We start from the raw sequence: 17,990 nt of genomic DNA on the forward strand, positions 1-17,990 counted from the left end.
TTCCCTTTTGATACATGTTAACGTTAGATCAGCATTTCACTGAAATACTGCCGCCGGATTTGCGCGCATCGCATGAATTGCAAGCGGGATGAGCGCTTTCGCCGACGATCACCATGATGATTCGCGCTTGCAAACCGGGAAGACACGATGGACGCCTCCTCCGGCCAGATTATTCATCTGACAGACTACCGCCCCACAGATTTCGTGCTCGAGCGCGTCGATCTCACCTTCGAACTCGACCCTACGGCGACGCTGGTGATCCAGCGCTCGCTGATGCATCGCCGCGATGGCGCAGCCGAGGATGCGCCGCTTGTGCTGGATGGCGATGAACTGTCGCTGAAAGCGGTCGCCATAGACGGCAACGAAATTCCCGCTTCGCAATACGACGTCTCCGATAAACAGTTGGTCATCCGCGATCTGCCCACGGGCGTGACGTTCGAGGTCACCATCGAGACCATCATCAATCCGGAAGCCAACACCAAGCTGATGGGGCTCTACCGCACCAACGGCACCTATTGCACGCAGTGCGAGGCGGAGGGTTTCAGGCGGATCACCTATTTCATGGATCGCCCCGACGTTCTCGGCGTCTACACCATCACCATCATCGGCGATGGCGAGGCCAATCCGCTCATGCTGTCGAACGGCAATTTTCTCGGCGCCGGTCCCTATGGCGACGGCCGCCGTTTCGCCGCCTGGTTCGATCCGCATCCCAAACCCAGCTATCTCTTCGCGCTGGTCGCCGGCGATCTCGGCGTGGTTGAAGACACCTTCACCACCCTGTCCGGCAACGACGTCGCGTTGAAGATCTATGTCGAGCATGGCAAGGAGCCGCGCGCGGCCTACGCCATGGACGCGCTCAAGCGCTCGATGAAGTGGGACGAGGAAGCCTTCGGCCGCGAATATGATCTCGACATCTTCATGATCGTCGCCGTGTCCGACTTCAACATGGGCGCCATGGAGAACAAGGGCCTCAACGTCTTCAACGACAAATACATTCTCGCCGATCCGGAAACCGCCACCGACCAGGACTACGCCAATATCGAAGCGATCGTCGCGCATGAATATTTCCACAACTGGACCGGCAACCGCATCACCTGCCGCGACTGGTTCCAGCTCTGCCTCAAGGAAGGCCTGACCGTCTATCGCGACCACGAATTCTCCGCCGACCAGCGCTCCCGCGCCGTCAAGCGCATCGCCGAGGTCCGCCATCTCAAGGCCGAGCAGTTCGCCGAGGACGCCGGCCCCCTCGCCCACCCCGTCCGCCCTGAGGTCTACCGCGAGATCAACAACTTCTACACGACCACGGTCTATGAGAAGGGCTCTGAAGTCACCCGCATGATCGCGACACTCTTGGGCGCTGCGGATTTCCGCAAGGGCATGGATCTCTATTTCGAGCGCCATGACGGCCAGGCGGTGACGATCGAGGATTTCGTCACCTGCTTCGAGGATGCGAGCGGCCGTGATCTCGGCCAGTTCTCACTCTGGTACCGCCAGTCCGGCACGCCGCTGGTGTCGGCCTCCGCCGCCTATGACGCGGCGGCCAAGACGCTGTCGCTGTCGCTTGAACAGATGATCCCGCCGACGCCGGGCCAGCCCAGTAAGCAGCCGATGCATATTCCGCTGTCGCTCGGGCTGATCCTGGAAGACGGTTCGGAAGCCAAGCCCAGCGCCGTCTCCGGCGGCGAATATTCCGGCGGCGTCCTGCATCTCACCGATCGCGCCCAGACTTTCGTGTTCGAAGGCGTACCCTCTCGTCCGGTCCTGTCGGTCAATCGCAGCTTCTCGGCCCCGATCAACCTGCATCTCGACCAGTCGGCCGCCGACATCGTTCATATCGCCCGTCACGACGCCGATCTCTTCTCACGCTGGCAGGCGATCAACACGCTGGCGCTGCAGGATCTCCTGAAGGCCGTGCGCGCCGTCCAGGCCGGCGAGGCGCCGTCCGCCAGCGCCGAATTGATCGACATTCTCGGCGCGACGCTCGTCAATGATGCGCTCGAGCCCGCTTTCCGCGCGCAGGCGCTGGCGTTGCCGTCGGAATCCGACATCGCCCGCGAGATCGGCGCCAATATCGACACCGACGCTATTCACGAAGCCCGCGAGGGAGTAATCGGCGCCGCCGCCAAGGCCGCAGCCGGGGCGCTCGCCGATATCCATGCGACGCTAGCCCCCGAAGGTCCGTTCAGCCCCGACGCCGTCAGCGCCGGCAAGCGCGCCCTGCGCAACGCCGCGCTCGGCTGGCTCGCCTATGCCGACGGGACGCCGGCGCGGGCCGCAAAGGCCTTCGCCGAAGCCGACAACATGACCGAACAGGCGTCTGCTCTGACCACGCTCGCGCATCGTTTCCCCGGCAGCGCCGAAGCGACCGACGCGCTCGCCGCCTTCGAAACGCGGTTCGGCGACAATCCGCTGGTCATGGATAAGTGGTTCACCATCCAGGCCGCCATTCCCGGCGCTTCGACGCTTGATCGCGTCAAGGCCCTCACGGAAAGCCGCCATTTTGCGCCGAACAATCCCAATCGCCTGCGGTCGCTGATCGGCTCTTTCGCCATGCAGAACCCCACCGGCTTCAACCGCAAGGACGGCGCGGGCTATGCTTTCCTCGCCGAGCAGATCGTGGCGATCGACAAGCGCAACCCACAGGTCGCAGCCCGTATCCTCACCTCCATGCGCTCCTGGAGGTCGCTCGAACCCGTTCGCGCCAGCCATGCGAAGTCCGCGCTGATGGAGATTGATCGGTCGGGGCCGCTCTCTCCTGATGTCCGCGATCTCGTCGATCGCATGCTGAAAGGCTGACGGAGCGCGGCGGGGTGGTTCCCGCCGCTCTTCCTCCCCCTCTTCGCAGCGCCGCCGAACTCAACCCCGACACCCGAAAGAGCCGCCTATCCGGCTGATTTTGTTCCGGCTCCGGCGATGTCCCCGAAAAAAAGCCGAGTCGAATAAAGGGGTTAATAAAAGTTTAATCCTGATCTCTGGACAAGCCGATTCGGGGATGATTCATTACGGCAGATTCGAGCGAGCGGCGGTCGAATCATCAAAGGAATCAAGGCGGAAAACATGGCGGATACGCGACGGGGAAGCGTGACCGACGGCTCCGTTCGTCCCGGCTTTACGGCTCTTTCGGGCGTCGAGCGGCAGGTGCGAACATTCATGAAAGGCTGGCGGCGCGCGGGGAGCATGTCCCGGGCGCAACCGCATCTGAAGCGTTCCATCCCTATCCTGATCACTGCTTTTCTGCTGGTCGTCGCCGCCTCGCGCGCTTTCGGCATCTATGCCGAAGTGCAGCGGTTGGAGGACGCCCATATCCTTCAGGCTCAACTGTCGGCGAATACCATCGCGGCGCGGCTCGCCGGCAATCCGGACGTCGTCACGAAGAACGAAGCCATGCGCGCCGAGGCCCTTGCTCGCGCCGATCTGCCGGCCGCTCTGATCAATTCGGGACTGGAAGTCTATGCCGCAGATAGAAGCGGCTATATCGTCGCCGCCATCGGTTCCGAAGCCGGCCGGCCCGGACGCTATATCCAGACGCTGGCGCCGAGTTTCTATGCCGACCAGATCCCCGCGGCGGATCAACGCGTCCTGCTGAATGGCAAGAGCTTCTATGCTTCCGTCGCGCGCATCGGCGCTGATCTCGGTTCGGTGATGGTCTTCCTGCCCACAGATGGCGTCGACGCGCTCTGGCGCGAGGAAATTTCGCTCAACGTCACGCTGTTCACCGGCATTGCGGCGATCATTCTCGTCATTCTCTACGCCTATTACAATCAGGCGAAGCGCGCGCGCGACGCCGACGAGATCTTCGTCGAATCCAATGTGCGGGTGGAAACGGCCTTGTCGCGCGGTCGCTGCGGCCTCTGGGATCTGGACATGGAGGACGGGCGGCTGTTCTGGTCGCGCTCGATGTTCGAAATGCTCGGCGTCGCCTCGCGCGACACGGTGATGTCCTTCGGCGAGGTCGCCCGGCTCATGCATCCGGACGACAAGTCCATCTATTCGCTCGCCCGCAGCATCGCGCGCGGCGAACTGCGCCAGCTCGACCAGGTTTTCCGGGTTCGTCATGCGTCCGGCCATTATGTCTGGCTGCGCGCCCGCGCCCAAATCATCCGTTCCACCTCGCGCCGGGTTCATCTCATCGGCATCGCCATGGATGTCACCGAGCAGCACAAGCTCGCCCAGCGCTATGCGGAGGCCGACCAGCGTTTGGCCGACGCCATCGAATCCACCTCCGAAGCCTTCGTGCTCTGGGACAAGCACGACCGGCTGGTAATGTGCAATTCGCACTACCAACAGGCTTACGGCCTTCCCGATTACGTGCTGGTCCCCGGCGCCGAGCGGCATGTGGTGCTGGGGGCGGCCTCACGTCCGGTGATCGAACGACGACTCGCCGATCCTGATCCCGGTCAGGTCATGTCCCAGACTATGGAAGTGCAGCTTGCCGACGGCCGCTGGCTGCAGATCAACGAGCGCCGCACCCATGACGGCGGCCTCGTCTCGGTGGGCACCGACATCACGCTTCTGAAGCGCCACCAGGAGCGTTTGCGCGACAGCGAGCGCCGGCTTATGGCGACGATCGGCGATCTCTCCGCCTCCCGCCTCAAGCTCGAACGGCAGAAATCCGAACTGTCGGTCGCCAACTCCAACTATCAGGCGGAGAAGGAGCGCGCCGAGGCCGCAAACCGCGCCAAGTCCGAATTCCTCGCCAATATGTCGCACGAGCTGCGCACGCCGCTCAACGCCATTCTCGGCTTTTCCGAGATCCTGCAGAACCAGATGTTCGGCCCGCTCGGCTCGGAAAAGTACTTCGAATATGCCGGAGACATCCATGAGAGCGGCAAGCACCTGCTCCAGGTCATCAGCGACATTCTCGATATGTCCAAGATCGAGGCGGGACATCTCAAGATCAATCCCGAGCCCACTGATCTCGGCGTGCTGATCGAGGAAAGCCTGCGTTTCATCAACATCGCCGCAGCCCAGAAGCACATCACCGTGGAGCAGCATATCGACGGCGATCTGCGCCTGATGGCCGACAAGCGCGCCATGAAGCAGATCCTGCTCAATCTGCTGTCCAATGCGGTGAAATTCACCAATCCCGACGGCAAGGTCATCGTCCGCGCCCGCAAGCTCAGCGATTGCATCTGCATGACCATCGCGGACACCGGCATCGGCATCCCGAAATCCGCCATGCACAAGATCGGCCAGCCCTTCGAGCAGGTTCAGAGCCAATACGCCAAGAGCCAGGGCGGCTCCGGCCTCGGTCTCGCCATCTCCCGCTCCCTCACCCAACTCCACGGCGGCGAAATGAAGATCCATTCCGAAGAGGGCAAGGGCACGATCATTGTTGTGAGGATTTAAGACAGAAGGCGGAGATTGCTACCTCTTGACCTCTGCCCTCGCATTGACAAAATACGCAATTTACGTATTTTTCTCCTATAGGAGAAGTTTCGATGTCTCGTCCTCTGCAGGTTTCAGCAACCCAGTTTTCTCGCAGCTTCGCGCGATATCGGGAAGAGGTCCACGCCGTCGGCGTGATCGAAGTGACGTCGCACGATCGTGTTGTCGGCGGCTATCTCAGTCCCAAGGAACTCGAACACTACCGGCGTCTCAAGCTCAAAGAGCGTGAGGTCGTGGCTGTTGAAGATATTGATGACGAACTTCTCGACGCCATAAAGAATGCCGAATACGGCGAAGTATCCGAGTGAAGACGCCGGCTCTAGTCCAGGGCCTCGTGATCCGATACAATTACCTTTGGCTGGAAGAAGCACGAAGCGGCGGAAGGCGTCAAGGATCGTCCTTGCGCAATCGTCATTTACGTCTCCCGGACGGGGCGCGCCTCTGTTGTGCCCATAACCCATTCGCCACCCGATCTCGGCCAAGAAGACCTATCCCTGGAAATTCCGGAGGAGGTCTGCGCATCGATTGGCCTTGATCAGCAGACCAATTGGATACGGTTGGACGAGATCAATTCATTCGATTGGCCAAGCGAGCTTCTCCGTCCCCGCCCTGATAAGCCAGAGCGATGCGATTACGGCATGATTCCAAAAGAGTTTTACGAGCAGATCCGTGATCACCTCGTCCGACTGGCCGAAGCGCGTCGCATCGCCCGCATTAACCGTACCTGATCACTCTGCCTTCACCGTCGCCTTGAAGATCTTGCGCACCTGCGCCGATATGCGCCGAATCTCCGCTTCCAGCACCCGGATATCCGGCGCCTCGGCGATCTGGCAGATCAGATCCTTGAGCCCGTCGGGCGCATCAGCAATGATGAAATCCCCCTCGACGCAGAGCCGCGCCATCTGCGCGAAGGCCGAATAGAGCCGGAGCGCGGCGATGACCGTATCGAGATCGGCGGGCTCTAGAAAGGACGGCCCGAGCCGGGTGAGCGTCGCTTCCGTGCCGGGTTCCCGCGCGACATCGCCGAGCCCGCTCAACGGCGCGATCAGCGCAAAATATTGCGCGATGAATTCGATGTCGACCAGACCGCCGGCGATCAGCTTGACGTCCCAGACGTCGCGCGGCGGCTTTTCCTTGTCGATCATCGCCCGCATTTCGGCGACGTCAGTGGCGATCTTGCTCCTGTCGCCGGGCCGCGCCAGCACACGGGCAATGATCTCTTCGGCCTTGCCGGCCAGATCTCTATCGCCGCTCACCACCCGCGCCCGGGTCAGCGCCATATGCTCCCAGGTCCAGGCCTCTTCGAGCTGGTATTTCTCGAAGGCCCGCAGTCGCGTGGCCACAGGACCTTTGTTGCCGGAGGGCCGAAGACGCATGTCCACCTCGTAGAGCACGCCCTCTGCGGTCGGCGCCGACAGGGCTGCGATCAGCCGCTGCGTCATGCGGGTGAAATAGCGGTTGGCGTCGAGCGGCTTGGGCCCATCCGACACCGCGTCATCGTCATGGTCGTAAAGCAGGATGAGATCGACATCGGAGCCGGCGGTCATCTCGCGGCTTCCGAGCTTGCCCATGCCGAGCACCACCACTTCACCGCCGGCCAACACGCCATGCGCCGCCTCGAGTTCCCGCCTGACAGCCGCCAGCGCCTCCCCGATCACCAGATCGGCGAGGTCGGTGAAGGCCGAAGCCGCCGCGTCCGCGCCGATCGCATCGGTCAGAAGCCGGACGCCGATCAGGAATTTCTGTTCGAAGGCGAAGATGCGCAACCGGTCGAGCACATCCTCGAAATGCACCGCGCCCGACAGAAACGCCGTCAGCCGTCGTTCGAGATACTCCCGCGTCGGCAATTCCGAAATCAGCGTCGGATCGAGCATGCCGTCGAACACATGCGGCTTGGCCGAAATGATCCGCGCCAGCCGCGGCGCCGCCGACATGATGGTGGCGATCAGCGACAGCAGCGAAGGATTGGAAGACAGCAGCGAAAACACCTGGATGCCGGAGGGTAGACCGGCGATGAAGCGGTCGAAATCGAACAGCGCCTCATCCGCCCGTCGGGTCTGGCCGAAGACGCTGAGAATATCAGGCGTCAATTCTGTCAGCCGCTCACGCGCCTCAACCGATTGCGTGGCCCTGTAGCGGCCATAATGCCAGCCGCGTATGGCGCGGGAGATGTCTTCGGGCCGCTTGAAACCGAGTTGCGCCAGCGTCTTCAGCGTATCGGGATCGTCCTTCTGGCCGGTGAAGACGAGGTTGCCGGTTTCTCCCGACAGCTTGCTTTCCTGCTCGAACAAACGGGCGTAACGCCGCTCCACCGTCTTCAGCCGCTTGGTCAGCGCAGAAGAGAACGCGACCGTATCGGAAAATCCCAGCATAAAAGCGATGCGCTTCAGCTCGGCCTCGGAGGTCGGAAGGCTATGGGTCTGTTCGTCATGCACCATCTGCACGCGATGCTCGACGCCGCGCAGGAACCAATAGGCCTCGATCAGCTCAGTGCAGGTCTCCCCATCGATCCAGCGATTGCTTTCCAACGCATTCAGCGCCTGTTCGGTGCTTTTGACGCGCAATTCGGGAATGCGGCCGCCGGCGATCAATTGCTGTGTCTGGGCGAAGAACTCGATCTCGCGAATGCCGCCGCGGCCCAGCTTGACATTGTGCCCTTTCACCGCGATCTCACCATGGCCCTTGTGGACATGGATCTGCCGCTTGATCGAATGAATGTCAGCGATAGCCGCATAATCCAGATATTTACGGAACACGAACGGCGTCAATTCCTTGAGAAACCGCTCGCCCGCCTGCAAATCGCCGGCGATGGGCCGCGCTTTGATGTAAGCCGCCCGCTCCCAGTTCTGGCCCCTGCCCTCGTAATAGAGGATCGCCGCCTCCACCGGTATGGCGAGCGGCGTCGAGCCCGGATCGGGCCTCAACCGAAGATCGGTGCGGAAGACATAACCGTCGCCGGTGCGGTCCTGCAGAATGCGGATCAGCCGTCTCAGCAGCCGAGCGAATGTCTCGGTTCCCTCTTCGGGATCGACGAGAATGCCTGCCTCCGGCTCATAGAACACCACGATGTCGATATCGGAGGAGTAATTGAGCTCGAAGCCGCCCAGCTTGCCCATGCCGAGCACGATCAGCCCCGAACCGCGCGAGGGCTCGTCAGGATCCGCAAGCCTGAGTATGCCGGCCTCCATGCCCGAAAGCAGAAGATGGTCGATCGCCGCCGCTGTCGCCGCGCCGGCAAAAAGGCTCAGGCTCCGCGTCGTCTCCGCCGCCGTCATGATCCCTGCAAGGTCAGCGAGCGCGATCAGGAAGCCGGCCCGACGTTTCGCCTGGCGCAACGCTGTCATCAACTCGGCTTCGGTCCGCCCCCGCCAGAGTTCACGCGTCCCGGCAATCAGCGTCTCGATCTCCCGAGCCGGATCGGTGACCAAGGCTTCGGCCAGAAGGCTGGGCTTGATGCGGGCGGTGTCGCGCAGAAAGGGCGACAGCGTCATGGCGGCGACCACGAAATCCCGCGCCGGACTGTCCCCCGCCAAAAGCGCCGCGATCTCAGGCTCTTCCTTCGCCCAATCCTTGAGATCAGCCAGCGCCGATTTTACCGCCTGCTGCGTCAGCGGCAGGATGGGATTGGCCATGAGATCAACAATACGTCGCCGGACCGCGCCGCCACTCTTCTCCGTCATCCGTCCTCCCAGGCATTCCCTACTGCGCCGCCTCCCGCAACGCCTCAAGGCAGAGGTCGACGGCTGCGGGACGCATATCCTCAAAGGCAGGTTTTACGGCGAGATCGGCGATGACGCCATGGAGAAATTCGGGGCTGGCGGCAAGCACGGCGCGTTCGGCGCGGCGAACTTCGTCTGGAAATGATCGGAGCGCCAAAAGCACCTGGCGCCTGTCGGCTCGCCAAGCCGCTGCTATATCGAACATGTCGCGCGGCAGAAGCGAGGCTCCTCGAAAGTAAACCTTCTTCGCCAGGATCTCTCCAATCGTCTCCACCCGCGTGGATAGACCGAGGACTTCAAGCTTGCGATTGGGTGTCGAGGTGAGATCGGGACAAGCAATGAAATCAATCTCGCCCGCGGCGCCGAACGATAGTTTGAGAAATCGAACACCATCACCGTGATATGCGGCCAGGCCCTGGACCAGGCCGATATTGCCCTTACCGGGATCCAAATAGGCTAAAAGCTGGGGATCGGGGAGAAAAACATCGATGTCATGACTTTCTCGATGGCCGATCTGCAACATCAAGGCCGTTCCGCCGCCGAACGACCACCGATCTTGGAAGCCGGCGCGACCGAGAATATCATTTGCCTTCAGAAACAGGTCTTGCCAACCGCCGCTCAAGCCGCCCGGCCCAGCCATGTCCTGCCCGTCCAATTGTCGAAGTCTGCCGCAACCCGAGCAAGGCGCTCATCGGAGATGCCGTGCTCCCCGGCAAATTGCCGCTGTAGGTCGGGATCGACCTCATAAAAAAAGGAGGCGGCGTGTCCCGGCATGGCCTTCATGCGCTCTAGATCGAGAATCAGAGAAGCAACCTGTTCCCCGCTGAGCTTGCGGCTATAGGAGGCGTTCACGGTGGCTAAAATCAGCGGTTCGACACTCGCCATAGACATATCCTCCGAGCGATCATCGAAGAGTCTCATGCGCCTTCGGTTGCGTCAACCCACCGGAAACACCATGGTCACCGACAACCCCGGATGCTCCTTACCCGCCTCTGTCGGCGAGAGTTCCACCCGGCCGCCATGCAGTTCCATCACCGCCACCGTCAGCGCCAGGCCGAGCCCCGTCCCGGGCTTGGAGCGGCTTTCGTCGAGGCGGAAGAAGCGTTTGACCACATCGCCATATTTGTCCTCAGGCACCCCCTGGCCGCGATCGGCCACCGTCACCCGCACGCCGTCGGCGCTTGAAGCGACAGACAGCGTGATCTCGGGCGTTTCGGGATTGTCGCCATATTTCATGGCGTTGTCGATCAGATTGGATATCGCCTGGCCGATCAGTTCGCGATTTCCCCGCACAACCACGCCCGGCGCGACGTCACGCCTGAGAATGAAGCCGGCATCTTCCGCAACCGGCTCATAGAGTTCGCCGAACTCTTCCGCGACCTCTGACAGATTGACCACAGACATCTCGGCGGCAGCCGATCCCGCCTCGACCCGGGAAATCATCAGCAGCGCGTTGAAGGTGCGGATCAACTGGTCGGTGTCGCCAATCACCTCTTCGAGCGCCAAACGGTAGTCCTCAGCGTCTCCGGCCTTGGCGAGAGCGCTTTCGGCCTTGTTGCGCAGCCGCGTCAATGGCGTCTTGAGGTCATGGGCGATGTTGTCTGACACCTGCCTGAGCCCCTCGTTCAGCCGCTCCATGCGCGCCAGCATCACATTCAGCGATCCGGCCAGCCGATCGAATTCGTCGCCCGAGCCGGTTTCCGGCAGGCGCTGGGAAAGATCGCCCGCCATGATCTTCTGGGCGGCGAGCGAAGTCCGGTCGATGCGCCTCAGCGCATTGCGGCCAATCGCGAACCAGATCACCAGCGCGCCGACGCCCATCACGCCGAGCGCCAGCATCAACGCCTTGCGCACCAGAAGACGGGCATTCTCCGGTTCACCGACATCGCGGCCCACCAGCACGCTCAACCCGTTCTCGAAACGGATCACATGGGCGATGGCCTGATGCCGGTCCTTCCTGGCCGTCTCGCCGAAGCGGTTGTAGAGAAAGGGCTTGTCTGTCCACCCCTCTTCGTTGAGCACGCCGGCCTGCAAGCCCGCCACATTGCCGGCAAGGATCTCGCCGCTCGGTCCGGCGATGACATAGAGATTGGCCCCCGGCTGGTGCGAACGGCGCTCCAGCACGCGCAGAAGCGAGGCAACGCCGCCTTCCGTATAGATGTCCTCGAGCTGGTTGACCTCTTCGGTAATCGATTCCTTCATCCGCGACTGCAACTGACCGTCGGAGATTGAGGTGACATAGAGCACGAGCACCGCCGCGCAGGCGGAAAACATCAGCAGATAGATGGCGGAGAGGCGGACGGCGGTGTGGCGATACAGCAGTCTCAGCCGCGCAAGCGCAGCCATCACATGTCGTCCTTGATCATATAGCCGGCGCCGCGAATGGTCTTCAGCAGCGATTTTTCGAAATCCTTCTCGATCTTGCCGCGCAGGCGCGACACATGCACATCGATCACATTGGTCTGCGGATCGAAATGATAGTCCCAGACGTTTTCAAGCAGCATGGTGCGCGTCACCACCTGGCCGGCATTCTTCATCAGATATTCGAGCAGGCGATATTCGCGCGGCTGCAGCACGATCTCCTTGCCGGCCCGGCGGACCTCATGCGAGAGCCGGTCGAGTTCGAGATCGCCGACCCGGTAGATCATGTCCTGTTCGGGCAACGCCCTGCGGCGGCCAAGCACTTCGACACGCGCCAGAAGCTCGGTGAAGGAATAGGGTTTGGGCAGATAATCGTCGCCGCCGGCGCGCAGTCCGGTCACCCGGTCATCGACCTGGCCGAGCGCCGAAAGGATCAACGCCGGCGTGTTGATATTGCGGCGGCGCAGTTCCGAAATTACCGACAATCCGTCGCGGCGCGGCAGCATGCGGTCGACAATCAACACGTCATAGCCGTTCTCGGCGGCCATGAAGAGACCCGCTTCGCCGTCGCTGGCGTGGTCGATCATATGTCCTGCTTCGCGGAACGCCTTGACGAGATAGCTCGCCGCGTCGAGATCGTCTTCGATGATCAGTATTTTCATGGCCGGAGAATAAGGCGAGAGCGCATAGAGCGAAAGCCCCGTCGGGGGCTTTCGCGGTTCAGATCGGAAGGTTAGCCGATCGGCAGCGCCACGAAGCGGTTGCCGGTCTGGTCCTGGATCTGGAACAGCGCCTTCTTGCGGCCGTCCTTCTTGGCGTCCTCGACGATCTTCTTGATGTCGGCGGGCGACTTGATCTCCTGGTTGTTGACCGAGGTGATCTTCTGGCCTTCCTTCACGCCCTTGTCTGCCGCGTCGGAGTTCGGGTTGACCGACGTGATCGCCACACCCTTGCCGTCGTCGGTGGGAGCGACAATCAAGCCGAGCTGGTCAAGCGTCAGTTCGCTCGGTTCGCTCTGTTCTCCGGTGCCCTGGTCCTGCTGCGGATCTGTCGCCGCCATCTTGGGATCGGTCGGCAGCGTGCCGAGCGTCACCTTGACGCTTTCAAGCTTGCCGTCGCGCCAGACGGAGACATCCACCACCTTGCCGGGATCAAGCGAGCCAATCTTGCGCGCCAGTTCCTTCGGACCCTTGACCGGTTCGCCATCGACGGCGGTGATCACGTCACCCACCTTGATGCCGGCCTTGGCGCCGGGAGAATCGCCCGTGGGCTCGTTGACCAGCGCGCCGGCGGCTTCCGCAAGGCCGAGCGAGTCGGCGACATCCTGGGTCACGGGTTCGATCTTGACGCCGAGCCAGCCGCGCTGGATTTCGCCGCCCTTCATCAGCTTGGCGACCACATCCTTCGAAACAGAGGCCGGAATAGCGAAGGCGATGCCGACATTGCCGCCAGACGGCGAGAAGATCGCGGTGTTGATGCCCACCACTTCGCCCTGAAGGTTGAAGGTCGGGCCGCCGGAATTGCCGCGGTTCACCGCCGCGTCGACCTGCAGATAATCGTCATAGGGGCCGGAGCCGATGTCGCGGCCACGGGCCGAGACGATGCCGGCTGTCACGGTGCCGCCGAGGCCGAAGGGATTGCCCACAGCCACCACCCAGTCGCCAACGCGGGTCTTGCTGTCGTCGGCGAATTGCACATAGGTGAACTTGCGCTTGGCGTCGACCTTCAGCACCGCGAGATCGGTGCGCGGGTCGCGGCCCACCATTTTGGCGCTGAGTTCGGAACCGTCATTCATGACCACGGTGAAGGCGCTGCCGCCATCGACGACGTGGTTGTTGGTCACCAGATAGCCGTCCTCGGTGATGAAGAAGCCAGAACCCTGCGAAGTCGGCCGCAGACGCGGCTTGTCGCCCCGCTTGCCATGGTTCTTCCAGTAGTCACGCTCCTGGTCGCCGCGCTGGCCATACTCTTGACCGCCGCCGAATTCCTTGAAGAAGCGCTTCAACGGATGATCATCCGGCAGATCGTCGAAGTTCTGGCCGCCGAAATTCGGGCCGAAATTGAAGTTGAAGCCATTGGATGCGTCTTCTGACGCCGGCTGAGCGCGGCTTTCGACCCGCACCGACACCACGGCCGGGGTCACGGCGGACACAACGTCGGCGAAGCTCGGCACCTGCGGCGGCGCCGTAAGCTTCACGGCCTCGGCATGGGCGGCGTTGAACGCCATCGGCGCGCCGGTCACAAGCACGGCGGTCGCCACGCCAGCGATCGTGCCGGCCTTGAGCAGGGAAGTCAGCGAAAAGCGTGAAGCGGTGTTTCCGGTCATGATGCTAGTCCTTCATCGTCAGGCGGAGCGTCTGCTCCAGTTCAGATCCTTAAGATGGGATTAGATCTAGCTGTGTCGACCTTGCGGCATTCTTTCCGGCGGGTGAAATTTTGGTAATGTATGAAAAAGTTCAGTCTTCGCGCTTCAACAGCGCGTCCAGCTTGCTTTGTTCGTCGGCGCTAAGATCCTGCGTTCCCTCGGAAATCCGCTTGCGCCGCAACTGAACCAGCACCACGCCCACCCCGATCGCCGCAAGCGCCGCCGGCATGCCCCAGAGCAGGATCGTGTGTTCGGACAATCTCGGCTTTAGCAGCACGAATTCGCCATAGCGCGACACCAGATACTCGATCACCTCGTCGTCGCTATCGCCCGCCGTCAGGCGCTCGCGCACCAGCAATCTGAGATCCTTGGCGAGATCGGCGTTGGAATCGTCAATCGACTGATTCTGGCAGACCATGCAGCGCAATTGCGCCGACAGCGCCCGCGCCCGCGTCTCCAGCGCCGGGTCCTTCAGCACCTCGTCTGGATTGACCGCGAAAGCCGGCGCCGCCGAGATCAACAGCAGCACAAGAGCGAATAGCCGTCTCATTCCGCCGCCTCCAGCGCGCCGGGCGCAGCGATCGTCTGCGCCCGTTTCGACGGCGCCCCGACACGGAGACGTCGATCCGAAAGCGAGACGAAGCCGCCGATCATCATCACCACCGCGCCGCCCCAGATGAACAGGATCCAGGGTTTCCACCAGATCCGCACCACATGCTCGCCTTCGGGGTTCTTGTCGCCGATCGAGATGTAGAGCTGCGACGCGCCGAAACTGATGATGCCGGCTTCCGTCGTCGGCATCTGCCGGGCGGTATAGATGCGCTTGGCGCTGTTGGTTTCCGCCACGACGACGCCATCACGCAGCACCGAAAAATGCGCAGCGTCCTCGGTGTAATTCGGCCCTCTGCCAGCGCGCTCATCATCGAAACGCACCGTATAGGCGCCGTTCTCTGTCGTATCGCCCGGCTTCATTTCGAGGATATGTTCGGTCGACCAGACCGTGGTCAGCACCACGCCCAGCACCGACACGCCGAGGCCGAGATGCGCCAGCATCGTGCCAATTGCCGAACGCGGCAGGCCGATGAGCCGTCGGAGGCCATTGGCGAAGCCTGCCTTGGCGAAACCGGCGCGCTGCCAGAGATCGACGAGCGCGCCCGACACCAGCCAGAAGCCGGCGATCAGCCCAAGCGCCGCCAGCATCGGCCCATCGCCGCGCGCCACCCAGACCGCAACCCCGAGACAGAGCGACAGCGCAAAGGCGAGCCCAAGCCGGCGGCTCGCCGCTTTCAAGTCGCCGCGCTTCCAGGCCAGCAGCGGCCCGAAGGGCAGCACGACGAACAGCGGCGCCATCAGCCAGCTGAAGGCGATATTGAAGAAGGGCGCGCCGACCGAAATCTTCTCGCCGGTCAGCGATTCAAGCAGCAGCGGATAGAGCGTTCCGGTCAGGATCGCCCCTGTCGCGACAACGAGAATAACGTTGTTGAGCACCAGCGCCCCTTCGCGCGACACCGGCTGGAACAGACCGCCGGGCGCGAGCGACGCGGATCTCAGCGCAAACAGCGCAAAGGCGCCGCCGATGAAGATCGACAGAATGACCAGAATGAACACGCCGCGCGAGGGATCGCTGGCAAAGGCATGCACCGAGGTCAGCACGCCCGAGCGCACCAGGAAGGTGCCGAGCAGCGACAGCGAGAAGGTCATGATCGCGAGCAGCACGGTCCAGATCTTCAGCGCATCGCGCTTTTCCATCACCAGCGCCGAATGCAGAAGCGCGGTGCCGGCGAGCCAGGGCATGAAGGAGGCGTTTTCGACCGGATCCCAAAACCACCAGCCGCCCCAGCCGAGTTCGTAATAGGCCCAATAGGAGCCCATGGCGATTCCCGCGGTCAGGAAGGTCCAGGCGAGCAGCGTCCAGGGCCTCACCCAGCGCGCCCAGGCGGCGTCGATCCGCCCTTCGATCAAAGCGGCGACGGCGAAGGAGAAGCAGACGGAGAAGCCGACATAGCCGAGATAGAGCAGCGGCGGATGGATCGCCAGGCCGAAATCCTGCAGCACCGGGTTGAGGTCGCGACCCTCCGCCGGCGGGGGGGTCAGTTCGGCGATGCCGAAGGTGCGCAGGAAGGGATTGGAGGTCAGCAGGATGAACAGCAGGAAGGCGACGGTGATCCAGCCCTGCACCGCCAGCGCGTTGGCCTTCAGGCTCTTGGGCAGATTACCGCCGAAGCCCGCCACCAGCGCCGAAAAAAAGGCGAGGATCAACAGCCAGAGCATCATCGATCCCTCGTGATTGCCCCAGACGCCGGAAATCTTGTAGACCATCGGCATCAGCGAATGCGAATTCTCCCAGACATTGATGACGGAGAAATCCGAGGTCACATAGGCCCAGGTCAGCGCGAGATAGGACAGCCCGATCAGCGTAAAACTCGCCAGCGCCCCAGTAGTCCCCACCGCCATCAGTCGCGCCTCGTTGCGAAAAGCGCCGACCACCGGCAAGGTCGACTGCAACAGCGCCGCGGCGAGCGCGCAGGCGAGCAGAAAATGCCCGAGTTCGACGATCATTGGATCTTCTCCTTGCCGCTCATGGTCACGCCCTTGGCCTTCAGCCGGTCGGCGACGTCCTTGGGCATATAGGTCTCGTCATGTTTGGCGAGCACGGTGTCGGCCACGAAGGTCGGCGGCGCCATGCTGGTCATCCGTCCCTCCGCCACCACGCCCTGCCCCTCGCGAAACAGATCCGGCAGAATGCCGGTATAGGCGACCGAAACATGGCCGATCGTATCCGTCACCACGAAATTCTCATGCATGCCCTGCCCGCGCTTCCAGGAGCCGACTTCCACCAGCCCGCCCAGCCGAATGCGCGTGTCCGGCTTCAGGTTCGCCTTGGCGAGATCGGACGGCACGTAAAAATAGGCGACCGACTGGCTGAAAGCGAACATCACCAAGAGAACCGCGGCGATCAGAAAACTCACGCCGCCGCCGATCAAGGCCAGCCTCTTCTGCTTGCGGGTCATGGGGTCGCTCCCTCCATCGGCGCGCCCACCTCGCGCGCCAGCGCCATCAGCGCCTTGCCATTGTCGGTGTTCGCGGGGAAAGCCGCAAGACCCCGCTTCAACGCTTCACCAGCCTTGGCAGGGTCGCCCAGCACCATGTAGGAGCGGATCAACCGCTGCCAGCCCTCGAAATTGGCCGGCTCGTCTGTCAGCCGCGCATCGAGCGATTCGACCATGGTGCGGATCATCTGCATGCGGTCGGCGTCGTTCAGCCCGGCCGCCGCCTCGACATCCGCCGCCGAAGGGTTGCCGGGCGCCGCCGGATTGGCCGCTTCGGCCCTGAACCGCATGATCTGCGCGGCGACGATCTCCTGCCAGGGCGCATCCTTGGGCGCCGAGGCCGCCAGCGCCTCGAGATCGGCGATCGCCTTGGCTCTATCGCCGGATTGCCCCTCGGCCAGCGCAAGATAGAAGCGGGCGCGCGCATCGGTCGGATCGAGCTTCAAGGCCTCCATGAAGGCCGCGCCGGCGTCCTTGGTCACCATGCCCTGATTGCCAGCCGCGATCGCCTCGCCCAGCGCGCCATAAAGCTCGGCGCTGCCGCCCTGATAGCGGATGGCGTTTCGATAAGCGTCCGCCGCGTCTTCCGTGCGCATGCGGCGCATATAGATCGGCGCGAGCAGCGCCCAGCCGCGTCCATCGGTCGGATTGGCTGCGAGATGCGCTTCGGTCTTGGCGATCAGCACATTGATGTCGGGATCGGCCTCGTTCATGCGCATGGCGAGCGGCAGATCCGGAAATTCTGGATTGCCGGTGCGCAGATAGAGAAGTCCGGCCGCCGCCGGCAGGAACAGACAGAGAAACAGAATGACGCCCACCGCCGCGCCGCGCGACAAGCCCGCGCCGCCGCCTTCACTCTTTTCGCTGGCGGCGATCAGCCGGCGGGCGATCTCGGCGCGCGCCTGCTTTGCCTGGTCGGCCTCGATCAGGCCGGCGGCTTGGTCTCGGTCGATCTCGGCGAGCTGGTCGCGATAGACTTCGGCGTCGTTGGCCGACGCCGGCAAGGCGGCCGCCGGCCGCCGCATCAGCGGGGCGGCGACGATGAATGCGGCGATGACCGCGATGGGTAGCGATACGATCCAAAACATGATGGATATCAACTAACGA

13 protein-coding genes are annotated in these 17,990 nt (G+C 62.6%); 3 read left to right on the forward strand and 10 right to left on the reverse strand.

Translation table 11 applies throughout. From position 1 onward, the window contains the following. Positions 1-147: 147 nt before the first annotated feature. From pepN to OCK01_RS08290, 3 genes are all read left to right on the forward strand, one after another. On the forward strand, positions 148-2,796 hold the full coding sequence (gene pepN / locus OCK01_RS08280) for an aminopeptidase N (RefSeq protein WP_263823335.1): 2,649 nt from the start codon (positions 148-150) through the stop codon (positions 2,794-2,796). Between the two features lie 261 nt (positions 2,797-3,057). After that, the gene (locus OCK01_RS08285; protein WP_263823336.1) at positions 3,058-5,349 is read left to right on the forward strand and encodes an ATP-binding protein; all 2,292 of its coding nucleotides are present in this window, start codon (positions 3,058-3,060) and stop codon (positions 5,347-5,349) included. A gap of 92 nt (positions 5,350-5,441) precedes the next feature. Further along, positions 5,442-5,696, forward strand: a complete 255-nt coding sequence (locus OCK01_RS08290) for a hypothetical protein (RefSeq protein ID WP_263823337.1) — start codon at positions 5,442-5,444, stop codon at positions 5,694-5,696. Between the two features lie 420 nt (positions 5,697-6,116). Here the strand turns inward: OCK01_RS08290 and OCK01_RS08295 are convergent, their stop codons facing one another. The 10 genes from OCK01_RS08295 to ccmI all read right to left on the reverse strand — a co-directional run bounded on the left by OCK01_RS08295 (position 6,117) and on the right by ccmI (position 17,971). Then, positions 6,117-9,068 carry a bifunctional [glutamine synthetase] adenylyltransferase/[glutamine synthetase]-adenylyl-L-tyrosine phosphorylase gene (locus tag OCK01_RS08295; RefSeq protein ID WP_263823338.1) on the reverse strand — a complete coding sequence of 984 codons (2,952 nt, stop codon included), beginning with the start codon at positions 9,066-9,068 and terminating at the stop codon, positions 6,117-6,119. 19 nt (positions 9,069-9,087) lie between these two features. Then, positions 9,088-9,747 carry a nucleotidyl transferase AbiEii/AbiGii toxin family protein gene (locus OCK01_RS08300; RefSeq protein WP_263823339.1) on the reverse strand — a complete coding sequence of 220 codons (660 nt, stop codon included), beginning with the start codon at positions 9,745-9,747 and terminating at the stop codon, positions 9,088-9,090. Next, positions 9,726-9,992, reverse strand: a complete 267-nt coding sequence (locus OCK01_RS08305; protein ID WP_263823340.1) for a hypothetical protein — start codon at positions 9,990-9,992, stop codon at positions 9,726-9,728. Before OCK01_RS08305 ends, OCK01_RS08300 begins: the two co-directional genes overlap by 22 nt. 51 nt (positions 9,993-10,043) lie before the next feature. Further along, positions 10,044-11,453, reverse strand: a complete 1,410-nt coding sequence (locus OCK01_RS08310) for a HAMP domain-containing histidine kinase (RefSeq protein ID WP_263823341.1) — start codon at positions 11,451-11,453, stop codon at positions 10,044-10,046. Then, positions 11,453-12,130, reverse strand: coding sequence for a response regulator transcription factor (locus OCK01_RS08315; RefSeq protein WP_263823342.1), 678 nt, complete (start codon positions 12,128-12,130; stop codon positions 11,453-11,455). The genes OCK01_RS08310 and OCK01_RS08315 overlap by 1 nt, the downstream gene beginning before the upstream one ends. 71 nt (positions 12,131-12,201) lie before the next feature. After that, positions 12,202-13,794 carry a Do family serine endopeptidase gene (locus tag OCK01_RS08320; protein WP_263823343.1) on the reverse strand — a complete coding sequence of 531 codons (1,593 nt, stop codon included), beginning with the start codon at positions 13,792-13,794 and terminating at the stop codon, positions 12,202-12,204. Between the two features lie 130 nt (positions 13,795-13,924). Beyond that, complete coding sequence (locus OCK01_RS08325) at positions 13,925-14,383, reverse strand: cytochrome c-type biogenesis protein CcmH (protein ID WP_263823344.1); 459 nt, start codon at positions 14,381-14,383, stop codon at positions 13,925-13,927. Then, positions 14,380-16,392 carry a heme lyase CcmF/NrfE family subunit gene (locus OCK01_RS08330; RefSeq protein ID WP_263823345.1) on the reverse strand — a complete coding sequence of 671 codons (2,013 nt, stop codon included), beginning with the start codon at positions 16,390-16,392 and terminating at the stop codon, positions 14,380-14,382. Before OCK01_RS08330 ends, OCK01_RS08325 begins: the two co-directional genes overlap by 4 nt. Further along, positions 16,389-16,844 carry a cytochrome c maturation protein CcmE gene (gene ccmE, locus OCK01_RS08335; protein ID WP_263823346.1) on the reverse strand — a complete coding sequence of 152 codons (456 nt, stop codon included), beginning with the start codon at positions 16,842-16,844 and terminating at the stop codon, positions 16,389-16,391. Before ccmE ends, OCK01_RS08330 begins: the two co-directional genes overlap by 4 nt. Next, positions 16,841-17,971, reverse strand: a complete 1,131-nt coding sequence (ccmI, locus tag OCK01_RS08340) for a c-type cytochrome biogenesis protein CcmI (RefSeq protein ID WP_263823347.1) — start codon at positions 17,969-17,971, stop codon at positions 16,841-16,843. The genes ccmE and ccmI overlap by 4 nt, the downstream gene beginning before the upstream one ends. Positions 17,972-17,990 lie beyond the last annotated feature (19 nt).

Origin of the sequence: Rhizobium sp. TRM95796 (assembly GCF_025779995.1) — a bacterium.
Lineage (GTDB): Bacteria > Pseudomonadota > Alphaproteobacteria > Rhizobiales > Rhizobiaceae > Rhizobium_E.